Genomic DNA, 23789 nt, shown 5'->3' with positions numbered 1-23789 from the left:
ATCTGATTTCACCGCCTCCCTTGCTGCCGCTAAAAGTTCATGGATACTTACCTCCACCTGCATCACCTCCTTCAAAAATAGCGAAAGAAAAGCAGACCCCTTAATCGAAGTCTGCCTCTGTTGGATATGGTAATCCTCTCTTCTTATATTTTAAATCAATCATTTTTCGGAGCTTCTCTCTTTTCTCTTTCGTTGGCGCATGCTTTTGAAATTCAACCAGCCATCTTTCTAATCTTCCATCATCATCGATCCACGTATCGTTTTCGTGTTCCCATTCATCTAATAACTTGATCAGTGCATCCAATGGTTCTTCCACATCATCGCCAAACTCTTTCCATAAATTTAATCCATAACTTTCCAAGCCAAAGAATTCTGTTAGAAATGAAAACCTCTCCATATCCCCCAATGTCATCCTTTTTCTGCCCGTCAATAATTCCTGATCCCTGCTGCCACAGTAACTCAAGAAAATCTTTTTTTCTTTCTCACTTTCTCTCATAGATTGTCCCCTTTCAGAAAATAATTCTTTATTACGAAACATTATAAAATTTTAACTCATTAGAATCAATATATATGTTTCCAAATAACGAAACTTTCATTTTTTAAGGAGAACGTATTATGCAGAAAATCAGACCAGATATGGATATCGGTAAAAATATTCAATCTCTCAGATACAAAAATAATCTAACGCAAGACCAGGTCATTGCAAAATTGAATCTCATGGGTATTGTCATATCTAAAAGCACTTATGCCAAACTGGAAACAAACCGCATGAACATCAAAGTGTCTGAGTTAGTCGCTCTGGCAAAGATCTTTCATACCGATATCAATGCATTCTTTGACGGGCTGCTGTAATTCGACATTCACCTACTCCCTGTGTGTATATAATAATCTCTAAAAAAAGAACTAGTCTATATTCTTATCGGATATAAACCAGTTCTTTTTCTTTCCATCTATATTATTTTTATTATCTATATTAACCATTCAATATTCCCCTACTACATACACATATTTTTTCATTATCTGTGCATACAGTACCTATATTCTATTCCACATCAACTGTATACACTCTATATACAGGCTATCTTGTTACACCAGTTTACATCGGCAATGAGCAGCTTCGGTTTGCAGCACAATGCCATGGCAATCAGTACACGCTGACGCATGCCCCCTGAAAATTCATGGGGATACTGATCCAGACGCTTCTCAGGGGAAGGAATGCCGACTTTGCGGAGGGCCTCAATAGCTTCCTCGCGTGCCTGTTTCTTGTTTAGCTTGCGGTAACGCATCAGCACTTCTGTCAGATGAGCACCGATCTTCTTCAGCGGGTTAAGCGCTGTCATCGGATCCTGGAAAATCATGGCAAATTCTTTGCCTCGCATTTTTCTTCGCTCGTCTGCAGAAAACTCCAGCAGATTGCGTCCCATATAAACCAGACTGTCTGCTGTTGTCTGAGCATTCTCCGGAAGCAGTCCCATAATGGATTTCATCAGGACACTCTTGCCGCTTCCGGATTCACCTACCACAGCAAGGATATCTCCGTCATCCACATGGATGCTGGCTCCGCGCACAGCTTCAACCTTTGTCTTGTGGATCATAAAGGTGGTCTTCAGATTATCCACGGTCAGAAGACGCTCACCTGTCTGTGTCATCTTATTCTCGTCCATCCTCAAACCTCCTAATCTTTCTCACCGGACATTACTCTCGGTTCCACAAAAATACGGAGGAGATTGCCCAGTTTATTAAATGCAAAAATTGTCAGCACAATCAGAAGACCCGGAAGAATCGCCATATAAATCGCATTCTGCATATAGCTCTGGGCATTCTGAAGAAGACTTCCCCATGAAGACATCGGCTGCTGGATACCAAGGCCCAGGAAACTCAAGGAAGACTCTGTCATGATCGCATTGGCAATGCCTGTGGATGCCGCAATAATGATTGTCGGAAGCACGGAAGGAATAATATGCTTCAAAATGATCACATATCCCGGAATGCCGACAAATTTGGCATACATGACATATTCACGTTCTTTCAGAGACAGCGTCTCCGCTCGCACCAGGCGGGCAATTTCCATCCACGTAAAGAAACCGATAACAATGATAATGGATTTAAGACCACGCTTCATGAAAAGACTAATAACTGTAACAAGTACCATCCATGGAATGGATGACATGATATCCACGATACGCATCAGGATACTGTCGATCCATCCGCCGCAATAACCGGAAACCGTACCCACTAATACGCCGACACAGACACAGGTTATCATGGCAAGAAAACCTACTAACAATGATACACGACCGCCATAGATTACTCGTGACAAATAGTCACGGCCGATATCATCGGTACCAAACCAATGCTCCGGTGAAGGCGGCTGAAACATATTGCGCACATCGGTGGTATTCGGGTCCAGGGGCAGGATTGGTGCCAGAAGTGCCAGCGCGATAATAATCACAAGGAATACAAGGGAGGCAATTGCCAGCTTGTCATGCTTTAATGCACTTAAAACATTTTCAATTCTTCTTTTCTGATCACTTTTATTCTTCGCCATCACTATCACCCCAAATCCTTAATTCTCGGGTCTGTCAAACAATACAGGATATCTGACAGTAGGTTGCCCAGGATAACCAATGTTGAAGACAACACAAGAATTACCATAACGATCGGATAATCCATACCCTGAATCGCTTTTACGAAATACGGACCAACACCCGGCCATCCGAAAATTGTCTCTGTAATGATCGCACCTGTTACAAGCATCGGCAATGCCATGCCGAGTTTTGTAATGATCGGCAGAAGAACATTCTTGCAGACATGCTTAAACATAATCTCTGCCTTTGACGCACCGAAAGCCTGCTGTACCATGACATAATCTTCAGAATACTGCGTAATCGTTGAGGAACGCACATAACGTGTCGCATCCGGCAGAAAGCTTAAGAAAAGCGCAATAAACGGCATCAGAAAATGTCTCAGATAATCAATCATGGAATTCTCCTGGCCAATGGTATGCATACCCACGATAGGAAGCACATTCAACTTGTAGCCCAGGAAATATATTAAAAGCATCGATACCCAGAAAGTAGGCAGTGCGATACCAATGGCGCAGATACCGTCAATAAGTTTGTCTACCCATTTATTCTTATGGGAACCGGCGATCAGCCCCATCACAATTGCCAGTGCATAGGCCAGCAGATAAGCCGGAAGGATCAATTTGATCGTATTCGGAATACGGATTGCGAGATCCGCTGAAATGCTCTGATGGGTAACGATGGAATAACCGAAATTGCCGTTGATCAGGCCATCGAGCCATCGGATATACTGAATATATACCGGCTGATCATATCCATATTTTGCCTTGATCAATGCGACCGTCTCCGGTGACATATTCGGCGTCGTCATTGCGTCGATCGCATCATAAGGTGCCAGATTCATCAAAGCAAAACATATAACCGTAATGATCAGAACCATAGGAATGGCTGCCAGTATTCTTTTAATGATGTACTTTGCCATATCATTTTACTCCTTGTCGTAAATATACGAAATTTACTTTGCTATATAATAAGCGGCTGCAAAAATCAGTCCTGCAGCCGCCCAATATGCGCTTCACACCAATCAATCCAAAGCAGACATAAAGAAAATCCTTTCCATCCGCCTAAGGTGCTTATTCGCTGAGTGTCAGTTTAGATGTATCCTCAAATGTATAAACAGGTACAAGCTTGGCATCTTCAACACCGCCGACACGTTTGTTAACAACAAGGATACGCTTGTTGGAAACTAATGGATAGAAGCAGGCTTCATCCTGAAGTGTCTGCTGAAGTTTCTCATAGATGGCTTTACGCTCTGCTTCATCGGATGTTTCACGACCCTGTTTGAACAGATCATCGATTTCTGTGAAATCATAGTGCATATAGTTATAACCACCATCTGTACCAAACAGAGGATAGAATGTATCCGGATCAATACCCATAATATAACCATTCAGGTACATCTGAATTGTCGTGTCTTCCTTTGCAAGCTGATCGATCATGGCTGTACTGTCCATACCGTTTAATGAACATGTAATACCAACTGCAGCCAATTGTTCCTGAATCATGGCAGCCTGTGTTGCCTGTGCAGTATCAGAACCACTGTAAGTCAGTTCAACCTTCAGACCTTCTGCGCCAGCTTCTTTCAGAAGTGCTTTGGCTTTCTCAATATTCTGATCATACTTCTCAACATTGTCTGTATAGAATTCACTTGTAGGTGGCAGAAAGCTTGTCGGAATATCATAATACTCATCGCTCAGGAAAACAGCATCATCAATATCCTTTGTATTCAATGCATAGAAGATGGCCTGACGTACCTTCTGATCCGGAATCTGCTTCACATTGATGGCCATGTAACCAACACGACCTTCGCTGTAAGCGTAAGTTGTCAGGTTGTTCGCTTCGAGATTCATCTGACCGATTTCTGAAGGTGTTGCCACCCACGCATCCACTTCACCGCTCTGAATAGCCATCATCGCTGTGTTGGAATTCTCGATAATTCTGTAAACGATTGTACCAATGCTTGGCTTGCCAAGGAAATATGTGTCATTGGCAGAGAACTTCACATAAGAACCTGCAGAATACTCAGACATCACATATGGGCCTGTACCGACAGGTTTTGTATTGAATTCATTGTTTTCGAAATCTGTCACATCTTTGTAGATATGCTCAGGCATGATAAAGATGTTGCACAGCATTTCCAGAGAAGCTGCACTTGCAAAAGGCATTGTGAACTTCACTGTGTAATCATCAATCTTCTCGATCTTCGTTGCGCCCTGATCATAAACAAGCTGTGAATAAGCCCAGCCTGCATTATCCGGATTCTCCATGGCTTCGTAAGTGAAGACAACGTCATCTGCTGTAAATGGCTCGCCATCAGACCACTTAACATCATCACGAAGATGGAATGTATACTCTGTGTTGTCATCGGATGTATCAACACTTGTTGCCAGGAACCAGTTGATACCGTCTGCATTGTACATGCAGAGTGGTGAGTAAATCATCTTGATCGTCATCAGGCCAAAACGGTCACTTGTTGTAATAACATTCACGTTGGCACCCGGATCACCGCCGATGGCATACGTAAATGTGTCTGCAGTACCTGTTGTGCCTGTTGCTTCACTTCCGGCTGCTGCTGTTTCACCGGATGCAGATGTATCTGCCACAGGATCCTTGCCACCGCAGCCTGTCAGAACGCCTGCTGCCATGGTCATTGCCAATGCCATAGCCAAAACCTTTTTAAATGTTCCTTTCATAATCTCTCCTCCATTATCATTGAGAAAACTTATAATTATATTCGCCGTTTTAATACTTGATCAAACAGCTGAATAATATTATACCTTAAAACCTTTCTGCCGTAAACAAAATTTTGGGTATATCCGCTATTTTAGCTATTTCCTACTATTTCGATCAGCTTTTATTTTAATCAACCTTAACCTGATCGATCATAATGTTCAGGATCTGCTTGTCTGTATCTTTCATACCGACACGGCCAATATAGCCCATACTCTTGATAGTACCTTCCACATCCTTCTGAACAATGCCTTCCCCAGGCTGGAACCAATGATGCTTTCTTCCGAGAAAATGCCCCAGGATCGCCGCATCTACCGCAGATGCGATCTTTGCCGCACAGGAAGATTTCGCTCCATCACAGACAATACCGCCGACATTACCAATCGTATTCACAATCGTTGCGGAAATGTCCTCATAACTGCCGCCGTAAAGATAAGTGATGGCGGCACCGCTTCCGCATGCTGCACTGACAGCGCCGCAGTATGCGGACAGGCTGCCGATATACTTCTTCTGATGGATTGCCACCAGATTGCTCACAACCAACGCACGATACAGCTGTTCTTCTGTACAGAATAAAGACTTGGCAAATTCAATAACCGGCAAAGACACCGTCATTCCCTGATTGCCGCTGCCGGAATTAATAACGACAGGCAGGGAACAGCCGCCCATTCGTGCATCGGAACCAGCTGCTGCTCTCGCCTTCGCACGAATCTTCACATCATCTCCATATACCTGCAGAAGTATACGGCCGATCTGTGCACCGTAAGGATGCATCAGCCCTTCATCCGCAATGGCCGAGTTCATATCGATTTGTCTCTTTAATACGGCTCTGACATCATCGATATCCACTGTATTGGCAAACTCAAGAATATCTTTCACATTTAATAAAGACTTATCCACATAATTGCTGGATTCTTCACTGACTGCCGCTTCAAAAAGAATCGCATCATCCTTTACAATCTTCGTAATATATGTATGGCGGTTAATAATGGTTACCTCCGCATAGTGGCTGCCTTTACACACTTTAGCCACAATATAAAGATTCGCCACATCCTCCTGCAGTGTGCATGTACAATATCCTGCCGCCGCCAGTTCTCTTGTCTGCTCCACGTCCTCAGGCTTCACGGATTCCAGCACTTCCAGCTCTCTGGATGCATCGCCGCCTACGATACCAAGAATCGCTGCCACATCAATACCTTTCTGCCCGTCAGAATTCGGTACCGTCACACCCTTGACATTCTTGATAATATTGCCGCTGCATCGCATTTCCACATGATCCGGAAATTCTCCCAGAATTTCTCTGGCCTTGGCTGCGGCATAGGCAATGGCAATGGGTTCCGTACATCCCAATGCCGGCACCAGTTCATTCTCCAGTATCTTCACGTAATTGTCATATAATTTCTTATCCAAAATCATTTTCTCCCCATTTGCATTCATATTATTAATAATAACATTACTATTTTAAATAATCAATAGTCCTATCATATCTTTCTCAACAATATCCCGGCAGACACAAAAAAAGCCGTTTCTCACAAGGAGTTCTCTCCCCGGAAACAGCTTTTTGTCTCTTCATTTGTCTGATAAAGGCCCTATCTGCCCATCTGCAGCAACAGCAGCTGGTAACCGACACCAAGTCCGATACAGCCAAGAACAGCCGTCAATGTATACATCCACTGAACCTTTCTGTCATCATTATCATCCAGAATAATACCCATCTCATCGCTGTCCTTATCCTGCACATAATGCTTAATATTCACTTCTGTGCCCTTCGGATACTTCGCACGCATCTCTTCACGGGTATCATAAGTCTTTCTTGTGTAACAATACAGACGCTTTCCGGCCTTCTGTTCACGATACATCAGACGATAACACCAGACAAGATCACAATTCTTGCCTTCCTTCGGATGAACATAACCATCTACAACTGCCTTTGTCTTCTTGCCGCGAATGTAAGGTGCCCAAAAAGTGTAGCAAATTACGCAGACAATGATCAAAAGCAGAAAATTCGATGTATTGAATATCATAGAAAACATTTCCTCTTCCCCTTTCCAAAAATCGACATAACTGTATTATATCGTTTGATAAGTAGACCGTCAACGGATAACGACATTTTTTGACACTTTACTTTGGCAGTTCTTTCGGTAATTCCTCTTCCAGAAGAACGACCTCTTCTGCTTCTTCCGTTGCCTCTGCTGCCAACTCTGCAGGTGTCTCATCCTCAACAGGACTTTCACCGACAGCAATCAGGATTCTCGCAAGTACAAGAGGAATAAATGCCACATATGCGCCCCGCACATTCAATATATACACGGACCATGCACCCAGACATGCCCCACCAAAAAACGACATTACGGTAACTGAATAGATAATCCCCTTCCTCAAGAATTCCTTATCCTTTGTCAGTATGTACTGCGTCCATCCGAGAAGCGCCTGCTTATAATTATTCGTTGTAAAAATAGAGGCGCTGTTAAATCCACCTGCCGCAGAGTATGCACCCCACTGAAATGAAGCGCAGAAGAAAATTGGATAAAGGCCCACCAACACCGGATCCAGCGGGATCAGTGACGCCAGTGTTAATCCTGCTACATCTACCCACAAGGCCAGCTTTCGCATGTTCAATTTCGTATAATTAGTCAAAAGATAAGCGGATACCACACCGAAACCGAAAATGATGAATGCAATCAATCGAAGCAGCACCTTCGACCATTCCATCGAAATCAGATCTGCCGCCATTTCCATAATGTTGCCTGTCTGTGCCGAGCCGAAGTTGCCGGCATGCAGCAGAACTGCATAAGTTCCCATGAAACCGCCCACCAAAGTCAGCAGCCAGTGCATCAAAACTTCCCATTGATTGTCTGTTAATTTTCTCATTTATTGAAATGCCTTTCTTATTGCATGCAGCGAAACTCTATTGTGTACGGGACATCACAACTTCTGAAATTTCACAATGAATGCTTTTGATTACTAAAAATAATAAAATACCGCTAATTATTTTAAGACAACACTATCCATTTTTCAAGGGGGAAGAATGACTATTTTTGCTCTTATTAAAAAAACTGCTTCAAACTAAGCCTGTCCTGACTTAATTTGAAGCAGTTCATTCAATTCTTAACGTCTGTCTCTTATGCCTCTATCACAGTTCCCGTCATCAGCGGATGAATTTCCCGCAATTCCCGTGTCAGGATTTCCAGCGCCTTATCGCCGGTGCAATGTCCGGTATAATAAACAGCATCCGGAAGATTCGCTGCCAAATCCATGATAACCGGTTCAGGCAGACATTCGCCTGTTCTAGGACTGTAGAGGTGGAAACCGCCAATCACGATATCCGGTGCTGCCGGACATTGTCTGATAATATTCAGCACACCTTTATGACCGCAGCCCATAAGAAGCACATTCTTCCTGCCCTGAATAAGCAGATGCTGTTCATGCACAAAGTCATCTCTTGTCTTATCTTCTTTCAGCAGATTTTTGTTCGTCTCATAGATTTCACCTGTCACATGGCTGTAAATCTGCAGTTCATCATCAATCACATAACTGCCATCCAACAGTTTCACCTGCGGGTGTGTCTTCAATGCCTGATTCAGACCGATATATTCCGGCCCGGTCTTTTTAGCTGTATAATGATCATTAAATGCCTTCTCCTGCAAATAAATCACAGCATGGTCATTAATCGCCAGAAAAGCATCCAGCCCGCCGCCATGGTCATTGTGCCCGTGGGAAATAACAACCGTATCCACCTGAGATAAATCTATCCCCAATGCTTTGGCATTCTTAATAAATAAATCTGTTGTTCCCACATCAAATAGCAGCTTGTGCTTCTCTGTTTCCGCATAAATACTAAGTCCATGCTCTGCCCCAAGCTCACATTTTGTCGTATCCTCCACCAATGTAACAAATTTCATGATCAATACCCCCATCCATCATCTTTGTGATCCGCCTTTATAAGAATGGCTCCCGCACCGCCATTGCAGCATTGGAAGCCATTCATTGCTTACTTATATTCTATCATATTTTGCTCAAAATGTCATATGCCATTTATTTTTTCAAAATATTTTTCTTTTGCCAACTGCCCTATTCTGTTCGCAGTGCTGTTACCGGGTCGCTCTTTGAAGCTTTATTGGCAGGAATCAGGCCGCCCAAAAGTGTCAGCACGACGCTCAATGCAATTAAGATAAAGGCTGCGCCAATCGGAAGTGCCGCATTCACATCCGTATTACCGGATACAGTGTGAATAATATAGTTCATCGGGAAGATAGCAATAATCGTCAGACCGATACCGATCAGGCCCGCCAACAGGCCGATAATAAAGGTCTCTGCATTAAACACAGCACCCACATTTCCTTTACTGGCACCAATGGCACGAAGAATACCAATCTCTTTCCTTCGTTCCAGTACACTGATATAGGTAATAACACCAATCATGATGGAGGATACAACAAGCGAAATGGCCACAAATGCAATCAGGACATAGGAAATCATATTCACAATGGATGTGACTGAAGACATCATCATCCCTACCATATCTGTATAGGAAATCACTTTGTCCTCCTGACCGCTGTTCTTCATGTCATCGTTGTAATCCTCAATAATCTGGTCTACCACCTGTTTACTGTCGAAATCAATCGGATAAATGGAAATCGTCTGCGGGTCATTCTCGTCAGCATATCCCATTTTATTCAGATTACTTTCATAAGAAACCGTGCCGGTTGTCATAAGGGATGTCATCAACTCCTGTAGATCATCCTCCGACATATTCACCTGAATTGCCTTTGCAAAGGCATCCGGATCAATGGAAAAAATATCCTGCATATTACCCATGAGGGATGTCATGGCATTTCCCATGGATTTCTGAAGATTTGTACCAACCTGCTCCATGACTTTTCCCATAGCACTGCTGATCTGACTGGTCAGTTCATTGGTAAAACCACCCATGACACTGGCCATCTTATTCTGGAGATTTGTCTGCAGCGTCTTTGTATCCACAATCTTTTCCGCATACTGTAAGAGCAGCTTCTGTCCGGCATCGGAAGAAATATACTTCAGAAAAGCTGCCTGAATCTTATCAGGCTGTGCCAGATTATTGGCTTTTGCATACTCACCGTATCCATTGGCCAGATCAGTAAGAATTTCTTTTATCTGATCATCCGTAATTGTGACTCCGGACAATTTATCCTTGATTCCCGCAAGTTCCTCCGACAGAATACGGCTCACAGCGTCTGTTTCCAGATAAGCTCTGAAATTCGTGTTAAAATCATCCGGATTCTCCTGTTTTAAGGCAAATTCCTGATAATCTTCCATCACACGGCCAACAAAATCCTTCAGCATATCTTCTGTGATCACGCTTTCCAGCTGCGGCTGCAAAATATCCTTCAATTTCTGCGATAAATACTGAACAGCTTCATCCGAGGTCAGATACTGTTTCAGGCCAGCTGTCAATCCGGTAATATCTGTTGCCGGATCATCCCCCACAGAATCCTGATAACCCTTCAATAATGCATTGAAAAGCTCAGTCAGGGTATCCTGCGTCAGATTCACGGATACACCATTCATAATATCCTGAATATCATTAGTCGAGAAAGACGGCATTGCAGCGGATAACGCATTAGCATCAATCAGATCACTCATATCCACATCACTGAAGTCCATATCCGAAAATGCCGAAGCATCCATATTCATTCTGGAGGTATCCACCTTAAAAGCATCTTTGAAGGCTTCCTCATTGATTTTGAACAGGTCTTCCATATTCAATCCATCTTCGTCATCCGGGTCATCAAAAGATTTACCGTTAAAGACATTGGTCTTCTTGTCTTTCAGCTGATCCTTCACAATATCACTCTGGGCTGCTTCCTGAATCACATGATTCAAAAGAGACGCCGGATAGCCGACACCTGCTGTCAATGTGGTAATATCCTGTCCTTCCTTTGGCTGAACAACGCCGACAACCTTCAGTTCTTCACCGTTTTTCACCAAATCTTTGACATATTTATCATTATCCGACTTATCTTTCCACACGGAAAACTCATCATCATACACATAATAATCACTGGCATTGACCAGTTTCAGGGTCGTCCCAAGAAAATCCTCATAATCATAGGTTTCCAGATTATCATTGACTTCCACTGCTTTATCCTCAGCAACTGCGTCGAGAATCCTGTCTAATTCCTCACCTGACTTCATTCCCAGAGAATACAGTGTCATATCATAAATCTGTCCATCCTGGGTCAAAATAACCACACATTCATGGTCATTTTCCGGCCAATGACCGGCCTTCACATCATACTGATCCTTGTAAAGGGCATCATTGATCGGCAGTGCATGAAACTGTTCAAAGCCGCTGCTGCCCATCATGGCCAGCATCATGGATGATGAACCGGACAGAGAAGTCAGCGTCTGATCCGGGCAAACCTGACGCACTTTGCCGTTATCTTCCTGCAGATAAATCTGCGGCATGATGCCAAAATCATACTCAATCGCCTTTGTCTGATTCTTAATATCGGACTTTCCGCTTTCAAAATAGGTTGTCAGAGACTTCAGATCATTATACTCTGTTCCGGATACAAGCTGTGTCAGAATCTGCATTTCCTTAACTTTGTTATCTGTGCTGGTCGGTTTCTTGGACGGCGTCATCATATCCGCACTCAAAGACATCATGTTCGTTGTGGTCTTTGTAATCTGCAATGGGTATTCCGACATGGTCTTTTCCTCCATGTCCTCAATGTATTTGTTCACTCCATGGGACAGGGACAAAATCATGGCAATACCGATAATACCGATAGATCCGGCAAAAGATACCAGGATCGTCCTGGCCTTCTTGGTCTTCAGGTTATTAAAACTCAGTGACAATGCCGTCAGGAAAGACATCGATGACTTACCCATATTCTTATGCACCGGCACCGGTACCTCATCCTCTGGAATCTCATATGGATCCGAATCCTCCAGAAGCTTTCCGTCCTTCACCTTGACAATTCGTGTCGCATACTGATAAGCCAGTTCCGGGTTATGGGTAACCATGACAACCAGTCGGTCCTTGGCCACTTCTTTCAGCAGATCCATTACCTGAATACTTGTCTCACTATCCAGGGCACCTGTCGGTTCATCCGCCAGAAGGATATCCGGGTTATTCACCAGGGCACGGGCCAGAGATACACGCTGCATCTGACCGCCGGACATCTGATTCGGCTTCTTATGGAGCTGATCTCCCAAACCTACTTCTTCCAGCGCCTTAATGGCACGCTCCCGACGTTCCTTTCCTGAAATACCGGAAATCGTCAGGGCCAGCTCCACATTCGCCAATACTGTCTGATGTGGGATCAGATTATAACTCTGAAACACAAAACCAACGGTATGGTTTCGATAAGAATCCCAGTCTCTGTCCTTATATTTCTTCGTAGAAATACCGTTAATGATCAAATCACCGCTGTCATACCGGTCCAGACCACCGATAATATTCAGCAACGTCGTTTTGCCTGAACCACTTGGTCCCAGAATGGCCACAAACTCATTGTCTCTGAGATTCAGACTCACATCATCCAGCGCCCGCTGAACAAGATTCCCTGTCTTGTATGTCTTGCTTATATTTTTAATTTGCAGCATAGTCTCTCCTTAAACAAAGCATAAACTGAAGGTTACATAAAATAGTGTCTTTCTTTATGCCACATTATACTCCATAATTATCCCTATAGGCAAGTTGAAAACTGTTTAAAAAGAAACTATCTTTAAAAAATATTTTATTCCACCTATTGTGCAACCTTTTGCCTGGATTTTTTATCTAATAGATGTAATAACTTAAAGCCGGCTTTGAACAGTTACAGAAATAATGATAAAATCCATGATAAGGAAGTGATGAACCATTGACAAAAGAAGATTTAGGACACTTAATTATTGCCTCAACTGATAGTCTTTACAGAATTTCAAAGTCAATTCTAAGAAATGAAACAGACTGTGAAGATGCCGTTTCGGAGGCCATTGTAAAGAGTTTCGACAAAATAAACACTTTACAACATGCATCCTATGCCAAAACATGGCTGGTTCGTATTTTAATCAATGAATGTTACCGCATTTACCGCCAAAAGCAATTTGCGCCGTCAAATGATTTTACATTCAAAGAAAACCTATCCGATGAAGCGGATTATTCTGAATTATATCATGCAATGATGCAGTTGGACGATAAGTATAGAATCCCTGTCGAATTATATTATATTGAGGGCTACAAGATCCATGAAATTACAGATATTCTCAACCGCAGCGAAGGCACCATCAAAAGCCAATTGGCCCGCGGCAGACAGCAATTAAGAAAATATCTTGAATCGGAGGCAGCACAATGAATAACAATGATTATTTAAAAACACCTGAACATTTTAAGATGTTAGTAGAATCAAAAGTCAATGAACAATTAAATACTCCAATATCAGATAAGAAAAAACCGACAACATCCATACAGGCGAAAAAAGAAAAATCCGGATACCATTTTAAAAAAATCGCAGCTGCGGCTGCTGTCATCGCCATTATTACCACGACTTCGGTTTTTGCAGCTAAACATTTCCGACTTAGCGACTATTTTGAAAGCAGCACAGAAACATACAACGAAAGCTATATGGAAAACATTGATAACCGCGACATATCTGTCAAAAACGGTTTTCCTGAACAAATGAAGCAATTTGAGCAAAATACAAATAAAGTTTTTGACGAACCACTTTTTACATTAACGGAAACCTATTATGACGGCAACTACCTCTATATTTATGCCAAAGCAACGGATGCCGGACAGGAATATGATGCTATTACCAGTCGAATATTCATTAATGGCACTCAATATATCGGTGATTTCGGGCGGCTTCTCGGTCAAACCGAAACGAACGGTTTCAATCAGGATGAGTATGTCGGAACATTTGCACTTGATGGATTAGAATCAGATAATTTTACTGTAGAAATGCCATTAAGCATTTATCTGGCATCAGAAGAAACTTCTGTCACAGAAACCTCTGCTGTGGTCGAAAACGATTCTGCAGACAACACTGTAACGCCCGCACTCATCCGCCAAGGACAGCAAACTGTATCATTCAAGGTGACCGCCGCAGACAGAGTACTCGGCTATACTGATCAGCAGGTTACAGTCAATTCAGATGTCACAGCGGACATATCCGATTTAAAACGCACTGAGTTAGGCATTCGTCTGAATTTGACCTGGCGTCTGGATGCATCCGCGGCCGAAAGATATCTGTATGATTTTGAATATACAGATGAAGAAAACGATAATCTAAGCGGCTATGCCAAACCGGATTATCAGGTCACAGACGATAAAGGAACAAATTACGGTAATGACCAGATACACATTAATCAAGTTCAAGCCACCTCGGAAGATGTCAACCCTGTATTAGTCATTAGAAACGAAGACGGCAGCGCAGACTGCATCAGCAAAATCTTTATCTCGGATGTGCCAGAAGACGCAAAACAACTAACTCTTCAGTTAAAACACAACGGGCAGACCATTGATGAAATGACGGTTGAAATTTCGCTGAAATAGCTCCTTCATAATATTTAAGCAGATAATTTTCAAGGAGAATGCAGCTCACTTTAAATTGCATTCTCCTTGCTTTTTGGGCTGTCGGGAAATGGACAGCCCCTTTATCTTTTAATAAAACAGAAAATAAGATGCCTATACAGAAAGTATGGCTTTATCAAGGATTGCTTTTACCTCCGCAATACTTTTCCTGGCTACATCTGCAATCAATTCAATTGAACAGCCTTTATCATACATACTCCGAATAAACTGCTCTGTCATTTCTTCCGTTACTTCTCTTGTTACTTCTTCTGTTACTTTCTTTGTTACACGTTCAGTGGTTTCTTTTATGGCTCTTTCTTCAATTCCTTCACCCAAATTACACATAATATTCACGTCCCTTCTTAAATCATCATTCATCAGAATATGATATTCATTTTCTATAACCTCTATTTTCTCCTGTACTTTTATTTTATCTGATAACAATGCGTTAAGTAATCGATGCAGTTCATATTTCTTATCACGTTCAGGTAAATCTTTTGTCAATCCAATGAATATAATATTTATCAAATCCTGCTTGCCTTTCCAGTGGCACTCACCTAAAATATTCTCATTAGCAAGATAATATCTGGATAAACTGTTTTCATTCATATCCAGACAAATCCAGATGTTGAAAACCCTCTTTAAATCATTATACTTTGACTTCACGAAATCTCTGCCTTTTTGTGAAGAAATCATCCGGCTTACATAATAAATACTTCTGTTCAAAAGATGATAGTCTGCTGGCTGGTCTTTCTGTATCTCAATGTTAATAATCATCTGCGCCAGACCATCTTTCATCCGTACATAAAAAATGATATCAAATCAAATCGTATCGTTCCTTCGTTAATCTCACTGTCTTCTGTATTCAGCCCTTTAATTGACTCAGTTAATATAGTTCTTTCCTTTATCCTACCAGTATTGGTCATTCCTGGATTAACTGGTACAATCCCAATCAACGGCTCTCCTTCAATATATGCAACTGCCTCTTCCGGCTGCATCCCCTTGAATTCATCAACAGTTCTTACAAGTATGTGAGCCAGTATCATCTTCTGTCCAATCAACCGCTTCGCACAAGCATCATACTGTGCCTTATCATTTGCAGCTGCAATAGTGTTCATCAGCTCAGTGTTCATAGTTCAGCATCCCTCTCCCTGTGTTCTTCATTTCGGTTATAAGTTACATCTAAACACTCAATGATTCCACAAGAAGCACTCCGCTTACCCTCATTATAACGAAGAGAAACTCTGGAATCAACTTAAACGAGATGAAACACACTTTGCGAGTTTCATTCGTTATCGCGATACTCGTCAAGGCCACATGCAAGCCTGGGCTTTGACTCGTTATCCGCGTAAAACACAGCATCTGCGCAATATGCGCAGTATGCTGCTTCTGTATATTCTATAGGTTTCTCTTTCGTAAGCATTAGGCAGAACGTATGTTTTTATTATATCATACATATCCACCGCATGCAATGCAATATCCGTTAATATTCCGTTATTCTTTATTCGTCATATTCGACAGTAAACGCCGTAAAATCAAGGTTTGTATACGTATGCTCTTCTCCGTCTTCTACGCCTGTTCTCACATAAGGTGTTACTGTCAGAGATGTGACATCCTGATTCATGCCTTCGATAATTCCAAACATTTCCCGATAATATTTGCCGTCGGCTTCATAGGATTTTCTCTGTTCCGCACCGGACCAGTCATCTCCATCTACAGTGAACACAATTGTCTGTCTCGTATCCATATTGTCTTCTGTTGTAAAATGATTGCCGTTGTTGTCATCCAGTGCCATAAATACCACCTGGTTACCTCCGCCCTCGCTTGACATCTTATCGTAAAGCTCTTTCTGGCTTTCATCGAATTCCCAGGTCACATGGATATACGTACCTGATTCTGCAATTTTTAACACATCCACGGTAGCTACCACACCATCCTCTGTTATCACAGTCTGTGCCGGCTTAATGATGGCATTTTCATCCAATTTGGCATCAAAGGATATGGTCTGAGTCCCCAGAGAACCGGCATCCACTATCAAAGATGCTGTAAAAGAATCCGGCACATCCCTTCCTCCCAGCTGAACGGTGCCCTTATAATCACCCTTTTTAACACCGGAGCCTTCATTCTCCTTAACTTCCTCATCTGAAAGCTTGTTAAAATGAATCATATACACCGCATCTCCGATAGCCAATCGGTCTGAATTTAACTGATGCCTTTTTCCTTTACCTGTCGGGCGTGCATAAAATGCCAGACTCAGACCATCATAATACACCTGGGTAATATCTAGCAGCGGCTCACTGACACCTTTTACTTCAGCAGCATTATCCTCACCTCTGATATCCACCATAATCTGCGGCCATCCCGGCGTTACGGTCTGATTAAAAGCGCTGGCATCTGTTGTCAAATAAGCTTCCGCACCTGTCTCATCCACTTCTCGACCTACCAGTGATGATGCACCGGATTTTGTCACAGCATAGACTCCTCCGCCAAGAATTCCTGCCAGAACCAAAGCAGCAACAGCTATTTTAACCACTCTCCACCTTCGATTTGAAACATTTGCACTGCTTCGTCTATCTTGCATATACTTCGTATTTCGTTTATTAATTTTTCCTTTTACATGGTTTGTTCCGTCATTCACTTTTACCTCAATTTCATCATCCGCTATTTCTTTTTCCACCATCTCTTTTAAAGCTATTCTAAAACTTTCCGGTGTTTCCGGGAAATCCTTCTCCCAACTATTTTTCTCGCTCATACCGCATCCTCCTGTTCATACATACGCCGCATCATTTTCCTGGCCCGGCTCAGGCGCATTTTTATTGCACTGTCCCCCAAGTCCAGCATCTGACCGATTTCCTTGATTGTATATTGATTCAGATAATACAATACCAGCGGCACCCTATATTCGACTTCCAGTGACATGATTTTCTGATACAAATCTGAATATTGATGCTGCCTAATCTCTTCTCCGGAAATCTGTTCATGATAAGCTGCCTCACGTTTCCTTTGCCGCAGCATACGATAACATTCATTCAGCAAAATTCGTATAAACCAGGTTTTGGCATATTTCTTCTCACGCAACGTATCAATCTTTGCGAAAGCCTTACTCACAGCTTCCTGCACTGCATCCTGGCAATCCGCATCTTCTTTGAGAATCGACTTTGCCACACGATAAAAATCATCCGTGCCGTCGATAATCAACGCCCCTAACTCTTTCTTGTTCATCCTCTTCACTTCCTCCTTTGATGTATACACCATTTATTTATTCGAGCTCGCATACAACTATCTGTTATATCTATTAGATGCAAAAATACTGACCCTCGTCACAACTTTTTCTCATATTTTATCATTTTACTGCTATTTTTCGAAAAAAATAACAAAGCATCCATTCCCCTTGGTAACGCCTTGGATTTCAGCAATATTTCTTTGATATTTTAACCAAAATATGATATAATAAATGAACAATTTTTAGAAGAAAGGACGGTGTGTCCATTGAAGATGCAGGAATCTCCAGAAGATTATCTGGAAACCATTTATATGCTCTCACTTCACAGCTCAGAAGTGCGTTCCATCGATGTAGCCAGACATCTTGGTTACTCCAAGCCAAGCGTCAGTGTTGCCATGAAGCGACTCCGCGAAAACGGATACGTCAATATGGACGACAACAATCTTCTCACGTTGACAGAATCCGGTCTGGCCATCGCCCGAAGCATTTACGAGCGTCACCAGGTTATCTCCGGTTATCTGATGTCCATTGGAGTCAGCGAGGAAACTGCGTTGAAAGACGCCTGCCGTATTGAGCATGTTCTTAGCGAAGAAACATTCCATAAGATAAAGGAAATATTCTATCAGTCACGCAAGTAATAAAAGCATTGTACTGCTAATTAATAAACGGACTGCATGCCACAGGCAATAGAAATGGACGCCTGAATAAATAGTTCAACATAACGCTGAAGCATTTGTATTTGAACAGATTTATTCGGGCGTCCATTCTTTTGTTTTCTGCCTTCATTCCATCTATTTTAATTTAGGGTAAGAAAAAAGTTCCATGCTAAACCATTAAAATGTTGAACACGGAACTCATCTTCCATTCGTATTATACGGCATGTTCAAGAAGAATACCTTCCAGTGCCGATCCGCTGCTTGTATGGCAACGAACAATTTTAAATTTCTTTTTCTCAGCTTCATCCACGGCACATCGTACCATTTTGTGAGAAACTGTATTGGTAAACAAAATACACAAGTCCGGATCACCAATCTGCTTGTCCAGATCGGCAGACATCTGCGTGAATACCTTTGCTTTACACTTATGAGATTTACAAATTTTCTTATACTGACAGACCATTCTGTCATGACCACCGATGATGACAACGCTCATGGCTCTCCTCCTTCTTAGAAACATCTGCCGGACTCTCCGAATCATTCCGGCAGGCTGTTTCTACATATTTATCACTTCAAGTAGGTAAAAGTAAGTGTTTGTTTTTTATAAAGCTGCTAATTCTTTGCCAAGAGCTTCAAGTTTTTCTTCAGCTTCTGCATCCGGCTCATTCATGCAGATTGCATCTTCACCGCCGAATACCTGAGCGCCTGCATCTTCCATACGAGAGACCCAGTTGCGCATCCATTCGCCGTCGCCCCATCCGTAAGAACCAAATAAACCAATCTTCTTACCTGATGCGAAACTCTCAACTTCTGTTACAAAGTCTTCCATCACTGTTTCTTCAAGAGTTTCATTACCCATAGATGGGCAGCCAAGAGCAAATACAGGATAATCCTTTAAGTCATCTGCTTTGATATCTTCAACAGAAACAACCTTTGCTGCTGCTCCGCCATCCTGAATACCTTTGCCTAAGATTGTTGCCATTGCTGCTGTGTTGCCTGTACCGCTCCAGTATGCGACCATAATTTCTTTCATTGCTAAAACTCCTCCTGTTAATGTCATCTCTTTGGATAGATTTTTATTAAGTCAAAAACGGTGAATGACCGTTCTGATTAAACAAATTGATACTGTTCCGCCATTCCGAATCCCATTCCCTGTTTCACCATATCCATGGCAATCTGTTTCATCCTGGCATATAAACGAAATGTTTCCTGGGCCTTTTCTTCGTTCTCATATACTTTCCAATATCCACTGCACAAACAATCACGGCCATGATGTTCAATAAATCCTTTAACATCACCGAGAGGATATCCCAGCAAAATTCCCATCTCGTGTGGGAATCCCGCTTCACCGCGCTTATATTCTCTGAAGCGCTTTGCTGCATATGCCAGTATTTCATCCATTGTCATATTTTCAGTATACCCAAATTGTTTCATAAAAGACATGTTGTCGGGATCCGCCAGTTGTCTGTAAAGGGGTTCCTCCCGAAACATGAACCAGACCTGTTTCTCTGCCCGATGTTCAAAGCAGCGAACTTTCAGACCTGTTGTTTCTACCAGAGATTTCAATGCCTTCGCATAACACTGATCGATAATCAGCAAATTAGAAGGCTTGATGCCGAAAATAACCGGTGCACACTGCTCTGCAGCCTTTTCTTGTATTCCTCTTATTATTTCATACGTCTGCCTGTATGCAACCATCTTACTTCTCTCCTTTACTTGGTTAGATACACCTAACTATCTGGTATCATTATCATATCAGCTTCGTAGGAAAAGCGCAATACTTTTTATTGAGAATGAATCTCATCACCATTGTTACTGATATTTTATCTCATTAATCATTAGAAATACCAAATTTTGAGGAGATTATATAAAGATTTGCGCATTTTCATGCACAATAAGCACAAAAAAATTAAAAAACAAAAAGAACAACCGGCCCAGCATAATACTGAACCGGAAGTTCCTTTTTGTGTACGAATTAATATTTATTTTTATCAGGACTACTGTATAGTCACTTCAACAATTTCATCAGCCGCATTGTAATTATAACCTTTACGGCGCAGTACATTTTGAAGTACTTCTGTCCATTCCGTCTGATTAAGGACGATTTTATTTTGATTTTTCAAGAGAATCTGGCATCCGCTTCCTGAACCTAAAGCGGTCTGGGGTTTCAGTGTTGCCACCTTTAACACCCCGATATCCGTCAGTGTATTGACCATACGGTATACCGTTGCCATACCGATACCCGAATCACGCTGAATGGCTTGATAATAAATCTCTTTACAGCTGGCACATTCATGCTCGAACACGATATCCAGTATCAGCTCTCTTTGCTTTGTCACGCGAAAACCACGTTTTCTCAGTAAATAGAGAATTTCTTCCTTCTCTCTGCTGACACGATGATATTGTTCCGTGTCTCTATTTGCAACAGCTGCTGCCGCCACCGCATCCACCTCCACAATGACTGCAATCACCACAGCCCTTGCCATTTTTCTTATCTTTAATCATCGAGCGAACAATCGCTGCGACAATGACTATCAGTATAACGCCTACTATAAGAGTTCCCATTAAGCACTCGCCCGACCTTTCAAATCAATTTAAGCTACTGCTTTGCCTTTTACTTCTAATGTGTTGCTTTCCTTATATGGACGGAACAGCAGATAGAAGAATCCAATGATTACCAGGATAGCGACAACTGTGAAGATACCAAATGTGTGATTTGCAACAAGGTTACCAATCTGGTTGATAACGAGGGCTACAAGATAAGCGAAACCACACTGATAGCCAACTGCAATCCAGAACCATTTTGCATTGTTCATCTCACGCTTGATAGCACCCATTGCTGCAAAGCATGGTGCACACAGCAGGTTGAATGCCATGAATGCATAACCAGAAACAAGTGTGAAGGAAGCTGCCATTGCCTGATATACTGTACCATCGCCGCCACCATAAAGGATACCCAGTGTACCAACGATGTTTTCCTTTGCTACAAGACCTGTAACAGATGCGACAGTTGCCTGCCAGTTACCAAATCCAAGTGGTACAAAGATCCATGCAATTGCATGTCCTACTCTTGCAAGAATACTGCTGTCTAACTGGTCTTCCGCAAGCATTGTAAATGCACCGTCTACCCAACCGAAATAGGACAGGAACCAAACAAGGATTGTTGATAATGTAATAATTGTACCAGCTTTTTTAATGAAAGACCAGCCACGTTCCCATGTGGCTCTGAGTACAGCACCCGGAGTCGGAATATGGTATGCCGGAAGCTCCATAACGAAAGGAGCCGGATCTCCGGCGAAGATCTTTGTCTTCTTCAGGATAATACCTGAACAGATAATTGCTGCCATACCAAGGAAGTATGCACTTGTTGCAACCCATGCAGCACCGCCGAATACAGCACCTGCGATCATCGCAATGAAAGGTGTCTTCGCACCGCAAGGGATAAATGTTGTTGTCATGATGGTCATACGACGGTCACGTTCATTCTCAATTGTTCTGGAAGCCATGATACCTGGGATACCACAACCTGTACCAACAAGAATAGGAATGAAGGATTTACCTGAAAGACCGAATTTACGGAAAATTCTATCCATGATGAAGGCGATACGTGCCATGTAACCGCAGGACTCAAGAATAGCCAGCAGGAAGAACAGGACAAGCATCTGAGGTACGAAACCAAGAACCGCACCAACACCGGCGATAATACCATCTACGATCAGACCCTGAAGCCATTCAGCACAGTTTGCCTTTTCAAGCAGGCCGCTGACTGCATCAGGAATACTGCTGATGAATGTGCCATATGCTGCCGGATCCGGAGCTTCATAACCAGCTTCTGATAAAGCGGCGACAGCATCTGTCAGATCTGCATAAGAAGCAGTTGTTTCTTCTGTTGCAAGTGTTTCTTCATCTTCTACAAGATATGTTGCTTCTGTAGATGGATCTACCTGGGCAACAAATGCATTCACTGCTGCTGCAGCTGCCGCAGGATCATAATCATCTGCTTCAGAATCAATGGCTGCTTCAACAGCGCTTGTATCCATACCCTGATCTGCTTCGTAACTGATGAATCCGTTTACAACTTCCAGAGCACCTGCATAAGCTTCATCAGCATCACCATAACCGCCATCGCTGCCGATAAAGAAGCCATCACCGAACAGATTATCATTTGTCCAGCCTGTTGCTGCAGCACCGATTGTTGTCATGGAAATATAGTACACAAGGAACATGATCACTGCGAAGATTGGCAGAGCCAGAATACGGTTTGTAACGATTCGGTCAATCTTATCAGAAATTGTATCTGCGCCCGCATGTTTTTTCTTCAGGCAGCTGCCGATAATACTTGCGATATATTCATATCTTTCATTTGTGATGATACTTTCGGAGTCATCATCCATTTCCTTTTCTGCTTTGGAAATGATTGCTTCTACATTTGGTGCGCTCTTCATCTGAGCTGCAATCTTGTCATCACGTTCAAACAATTTAATTGCATAGAATCTCTTCTGAGCATCCGCAACATCAGAACCAAGAAGTGTTTCAATATCATTCAGATATCCTTCGACTTTATTGTTAAACTTATGTACAGTGCCCTGAACAGCTTTGGACTGAGCAGCCTTAACAACTGCATCGGATGCTTCCTTGATACCTGTATTCTTCAGAGCAGAAATCTCATATACAGGACAGCCGCATACTTCACTCAGTTTCTGAATGTTGATGTTATCACCATTCTTCTGGACAAGGTCCATCATGTTGATGGCCATAATAACCGGAATACCAAGTTCCATAAGCTGTGTTGTCAGATAAAGATTACGCTCAAGGTTCGTACCATCAACGATGTTGAGGATCGCATCAGGTTTCTCGTTCAAAATATAATTTCTTGCTACAACTTCCTCAAGTGTATATGGAGAAAGTGAATAAATACCCGGAAGGTCAGTGATAACAACGTCTTTATGACCTTTTAATTTACCTTCCTTTTTCTCAACTGTTACGCCAGGCCAGTTACCTACAAACTGGTTAGAACCCGTTAATGCGTTGAACAATGTTGTTTTACCGCAGTT

24 protein-coding genes are annotated in these 23789 nt (G+C 42.4%); 4 read left to right on the top strand and 20 right to left on the bottom strand.

Going from position 1 to position 23789, the window contains the following annotated elements:
• Nucleotides 1-100 precede the first annotated feature (100 nt).
• Nucleotides 101-496, bottom strand: a complete 396-nt coding sequence (locus tag WMO25_RS03475; RefSeq protein WP_349084075.1) for a hypothetical protein — start codon at nucleotides 494-496, stop codon at nucleotides 101-103.
• Between the two features lie 119 nt (nucleotides 497-615).
• Between WMO25_RS03475 and WMO25_RS03470 the strand changes: the two genes are divergently transcribed.
• Nucleotides 616-852 carry a helix-turn-helix domain-containing protein gene (locus WMO25_RS03470; RefSeq protein ID WP_004614531.1) on the top strand — a complete coding sequence of 79 codons (237 nt, stop codon included), beginning with the start codon at nucleotides 616-618 and terminating at the stop codon, nucleotides 850-852.
• 215 nt (nucleotides 853-1067) lie between these two features.
• Here the strand turns inward: WMO25_RS03470 and WMO25_RS03465 are convergent, their stop codons facing one another.
• From WMO25_RS03465 to WMO25_RS03425, 9 genes are all read right to left on the bottom strand, one after another.
• On the bottom strand, nucleotides 1068-1664 hold the full coding sequence (locus tag WMO25_RS03465) for an ABC transporter ATP-binding protein (RefSeq protein ID WP_349084074.1): 597 nt from the start codon (nucleotides 1662-1664) through the stop codon (nucleotides 1068-1070).
• A gap of 11 nt (nucleotides 1665-1675) precedes the next feature.
• On the bottom strand, nucleotides 1676-2548 hold the full coding sequence (locus tag WMO25_RS03460; protein WP_349084073.1) for an ABC transporter permease: 873 nt from the start codon (nucleotides 2546-2548) through the stop codon (nucleotides 1676-1678).
• Nucleotides 2549-2553: 5 nt separating this feature from the next.
• Entirely contained in the window at nucleotides 2554-3507 is a 954-nt protein-coding gene (locus WMO25_RS03455; protein WP_349084072.1) for an ABC transporter permease, read from the bottom strand.
• 151 nt (nucleotides 3508-3658) lie between these two features.
• The gene (locus tag WMO25_RS03450) at nucleotides 3659-5278 is read right to left on the bottom strand and encodes an ABC transporter substrate-binding protein (protein ID WP_349084071.1); all 1620 of its coding nucleotides are present in this window, start codon (nucleotides 5276-5278) and stop codon (nucleotides 3659-3661) included.
• Nucleotides 5279-5444: 166 nt separating this feature from the next.
• Nucleotides 5445-6725: an L-cysteine desulfidase family protein gene (locus WMO25_RS03445; protein ID WP_349084069.1), complete on the bottom strand. Its 1281-nt coding sequence runs from the start codon at nucleotides 6723-6725 to the stop codon at nucleotides 5445-5447.
• Between the two features lie 179 nt (nucleotides 6726-6904).
• The gene (locus WMO25_RS03440; protein ID WP_117526448.1) at nucleotides 6905-7348 is read right to left on the bottom strand and encodes a hypothetical protein; all 444 of its coding nucleotides are present in this window, start codon (nucleotides 7346-7348) and stop codon (nucleotides 6905-6907) included.
• Between the two features lie 88 nt (nucleotides 7349-7436).
• Nucleotides 7437-8186, bottom strand: coding sequence for a YoaK family protein (locus tag WMO25_RS03435; protein ID WP_349084068.1), 750 nt, complete (start codon nucleotides 8184-8186; stop codon nucleotides 7437-7439).
• A gap of 251 nt (nucleotides 8187-8437) precedes the next feature.
• Entirely contained in the window at nucleotides 8438-9217 is a 780-nt protein-coding gene (locus WMO25_RS03430; protein ID WP_117526452.1) for an MBL fold metallo-hydrolase, read from the bottom strand.
• Nucleotides 9218-9386: 169 nt separating this feature from the next.
• Nucleotides 9387-12908 (bottom strand): ABC transporter ATP-binding protein/permease, encoded by a 3522-nt coding sequence (locus WMO25_RS03425; RefSeq protein WP_349084066.1) that lies wholly within the window; start codon nucleotides 12906-12908, stop codon nucleotides 9387-9389.
• Between the two features lie 257 nt (nucleotides 12909-13165).
• On the opposite strand from WMO25_RS03425, the gene WMO25_RS03420 reads away from it, so the two are divergent.
• Nucleotides 13166-13639: a sigma-70 family RNA polymerase sigma factor gene (locus WMO25_RS03420; RefSeq protein WP_215690397.1), complete on the top strand. Its 474-nt coding sequence runs from the start codon at nucleotides 13166-13168 to the stop codon at nucleotides 13637-13639.
• On the top strand, nucleotides 13636-14838 hold the full coding sequence (locus WMO25_RS03415; RefSeq protein ID WP_227081346.1) for a hypothetical protein: 1203 nt from the start codon (nucleotides 13636-13638) through the stop codon (nucleotides 14836-14838). The genes WMO25_RS03420 and WMO25_RS03415 overlap by 4 nt, the downstream gene beginning before the upstream one ends.
• Before the next feature lie 132 nt (nucleotides 14839-14970).
• On the opposite strand, the gene WMO25_RS03410 is transcribed toward WMO25_RS03415, so the two are convergent.
• From WMO25_RS03410 to WMO25_RS03395, 4 genes are all read right to left on the bottom strand, one after another.
• Complete coding sequence (locus WMO25_RS03410) at nucleotides 14971-15633, bottom strand: PD-(D/E)XK nuclease family transposase (protein ID WP_349084064.1); 663 nt, start codon at nucleotides 15631-15633, stop codon at nucleotides 14971-14973.
• A 17-nt stretch (nucleotides 15634-15650) separates the two neighbouring features.
• Nucleotides 15651-15989, bottom strand: a complete 339-nt coding sequence (locus WMO25_RS03405; RefSeq protein WP_349084063.1) for a hypothetical protein — start codon at nucleotides 15987-15989, stop codon at nucleotides 15651-15653.
• 368 nt (nucleotides 15990-16357) lie between these two features.
• Nucleotides 16358-17608: a hypothetical protein gene (locus WMO25_RS03400; RefSeq protein WP_349084062.1), complete on the bottom strand. Its 1251-nt coding sequence runs from the start codon at nucleotides 17606-17608 to the stop codon at nucleotides 16358-16360.
• The gene (locus tag WMO25_RS03395) at nucleotides 17605-18078 is read right to left on the bottom strand and encodes an RNA polymerase sigma factor (RefSeq protein ID WP_349084061.1); all 474 of its coding nucleotides are present in this window, start codon (nucleotides 18076-18078) and stop codon (nucleotides 17605-17607) included. Before WMO25_RS03395 ends, WMO25_RS03400 begins: the two co-directional genes overlap by 4 nt.
• A 267-nt stretch (nucleotides 18079-18345) precedes the next feature.
• On the opposite strand from WMO25_RS03395, the gene WMO25_RS03390 reads away from it, so the two are divergent.
• On the top strand, nucleotides 18346-18717 hold the full coding sequence (locus tag WMO25_RS03390) for a metal-dependent transcriptional regulator (protein ID WP_117526591.1): 372 nt from the start codon (nucleotides 18346-18348) through the stop codon (nucleotides 18715-18717).
• Nucleotides 18718-18949: 232 nt separating this feature from the next.
• On the opposite strand, the gene WMO25_RS03385 is transcribed toward WMO25_RS03390, so the two are convergent.
• The 6 genes from WMO25_RS03385 to feoB all read right to left on the bottom strand — a co-directional run.
• Nucleotides 18950-19231: a DUF2325 domain-containing protein gene (locus WMO25_RS03385; protein WP_015514886.1), complete on the bottom strand. Its 282-nt coding sequence runs from the start codon at nucleotides 19229-19231 to the stop codon at nucleotides 18950-18952.
• Between the two features lie 105 nt (nucleotides 19232-19336).
• Complete coding sequence (locus WMO25_RS03380; protein ID WP_349084060.1) at nucleotides 19337-19768, bottom strand: flavodoxin; 432 nt, start codon at nucleotides 19766-19768, stop codon at nucleotides 19337-19339.
• Nucleotides 19769-19845: 77 nt separating this feature from the next.
• On the bottom strand, nucleotides 19846-20433 hold the full coding sequence (locus WMO25_RS03375; RefSeq protein WP_349084059.1) for a DUF3793 family protein: 588 nt from the start codon (nucleotides 20431-20433) through the stop codon (nucleotides 19846-19848).
• A gap of 299 nt (nucleotides 20434-20732) precedes the next feature.
• The gene (locus tag WMO25_RS03370) at nucleotides 20733-21221 is read right to left on the bottom strand and encodes a Fur family transcriptional regulator (protein WP_349084057.1); all 489 of its coding nucleotides are present in this window, start codon (nucleotides 21219-21221) and stop codon (nucleotides 20733-20735) included.
• Nucleotides 21151-21300 (bottom strand): FeoB-associated Cys-rich membrane protein, encoded by a 150-nt coding sequence (locus WMO25_RS03365; RefSeq protein ID WP_117526484.1) that lies wholly within the window; start codon nucleotides 21298-21300, stop codon nucleotides 21151-21153. Before WMO25_RS03365 ends, WMO25_RS03370 begins: the two co-directional genes overlap by 71 nt.
• Before the next feature lie 29 nt (nucleotides 21301-21329).
• A partial coding sequence (gene feoB / locus WMO25_RS03360) for a ferrous iron transport protein B (protein WP_349084055.1) occupies nucleotides 21330-23789 on the bottom strand: 2460 nt, incomplete at its 5' end.

Source organism: Coprococcus intestinihominis (assembly GCF_040096555.1).
In the GTDB taxonomy this organism is placed as follows: Bacteria; Bacillota; Clostridia; order Lachnospirales; family Lachnospiraceae; genus Coprococcus_A; species Coprococcus_A intestinihominis.
The sequence above is the reverse complement of the archived record's forward strand: the minus strand, read 5'-3'. Positions and strand labels throughout refer to the sequence as shown.

Bases quoted from the DNA above. Each gene is read 5' to 3' on its own strand.
- WMO25_RS03460 (WP_349084073.1), bottom strand. From the start codon at position 2,548: ATGGCGAAGAATAAAAGTGATCAGAAAAGAAGAATTGAAAATGTTTTA.
- WMO25_RS03370 (WP_349084057.1), bottom strand. From the start codon at position 21,221: ATGGCAAGGGCTGTGGTGATTGCAGTCATTGTGGAGGTGGATGCGGTG.
- WMO25_RS03440 (WP_117526448.1), bottom strand. From the start codon at position 7,348: ATGTTTTCTATGATATTCAATACATCGAATTTTCTGCTTTTGATCATT.
- WMO25_RS03375 (WP_349084059.1), bottom strand. From the start codon at position 20,433: ATGGTTGCATACAGGCAGACGTATGAAATAATAAGAGGAATACAAGAA.
- WMO25_RS03455 (WP_349084072.1), bottom strand. From the start codon at position 3,507: ATGGCAAAGTACATCATTAAAAGAATACTGGCAGCCATTCCTATGGTT.
- WMO25_RS03435 (WP_349084068.1), bottom strand. From the start codon at position 8,186: ATGAGAAAATTAACAGACAATCAATGGGAAGTTTTGATGCACTGGCTG.
- WMO25_RS03430 (WP_117526452.1), bottom strand. From the start codon at position 9,217: ATGAAATTTGTTACATTGGTGGAGGATACGACAAAATGTGAGCTTGGG.
- WMO25_RS03465 (WP_349084074.1), bottom strand. From the start codon at position 1,664: ATGGACGAGAATAAGATGACACAGACAGGTGAGCGTCTTCTGACCGTG.
- WMO25_RS03410 (WP_349084064.1), bottom strand. From the start codon at position 15,633: ATGATTATTAACATTGAGATACAGAAAGACCAGCCAGCAGACTATCAT.
- WMO25_RS03365 (WP_117526484.1), bottom strand. From the start codon at position 21,300: ATGGGAACTCTTATAGTAGGCGTTATACTGATAGTCATTGTCGCAGCG.
- WMO25_RS03400 (WP_349084062.1), bottom strand. From the start codon at position 17,608: ATGAGCGAGAAAAATAGTTGGGAGAAGGATTTCCCGGAAACACCGGAA.
- WMO25_RS03380 (WP_349084060.1), bottom strand. From the start codon at position 19,768: ATGAAAGAAATTATGGTCGCATACTGGAGCGGTACAGGCAACACAGCA.
- WMO25_RS03450 (WP_349084071.1), bottom strand. From the start codon at position 5,278: ATGAAAGGAACATTTAAAAAGGTTTTGGCTATGGCATTGGCAATGACC.
- WMO25_RS03415 (WP_227081346.1), top strand. From the start codon at position 13,636: ATGAATAACAATGATTATTTAAAAACACCTGAACATTTTAAGATGTTA.
- WMO25_RS03385 (WP_015514886.1), bottom strand. From the start codon at position 19,231: ATGAGCGTTGTCATCATCGGTGGTCATGACAGAATGGTCTGTCAGTAT.
- WMO25_RS03475 (WP_349084075.1), bottom strand. From the start codon at position 496: ATGAGAGAAAGTGAGAAAGAAAAAAAGATTTTCTTGAGTTACTGTGGC.
- WMO25_RS03405 (WP_349084063.1), bottom strand. From the start codon at position 15,989: ATGAACACTGAGCTGATGAACACTATTGCAGCTGCAAATGATAAGGCA.
- WMO25_RS03470 (WP_004614531.1), top strand. From the start codon at position 616: ATGCAGAAAATCAGACCAGATATGGATATCGGTAAAAATATTCAATCT.
- WMO25_RS03395 (WP_349084061.1), bottom strand. From the start codon at position 18,078: ATGAACAAGAAAGAGTTAGGGGCGTTGATTATCGACGGCACGGATGAT.
- WMO25_RS03425 (WP_349084066.1), bottom strand. From the start codon at position 12,908: ATGCTGCAAATTAAAAATATAAGCAAGACATACAAGACAGGGAATCTT.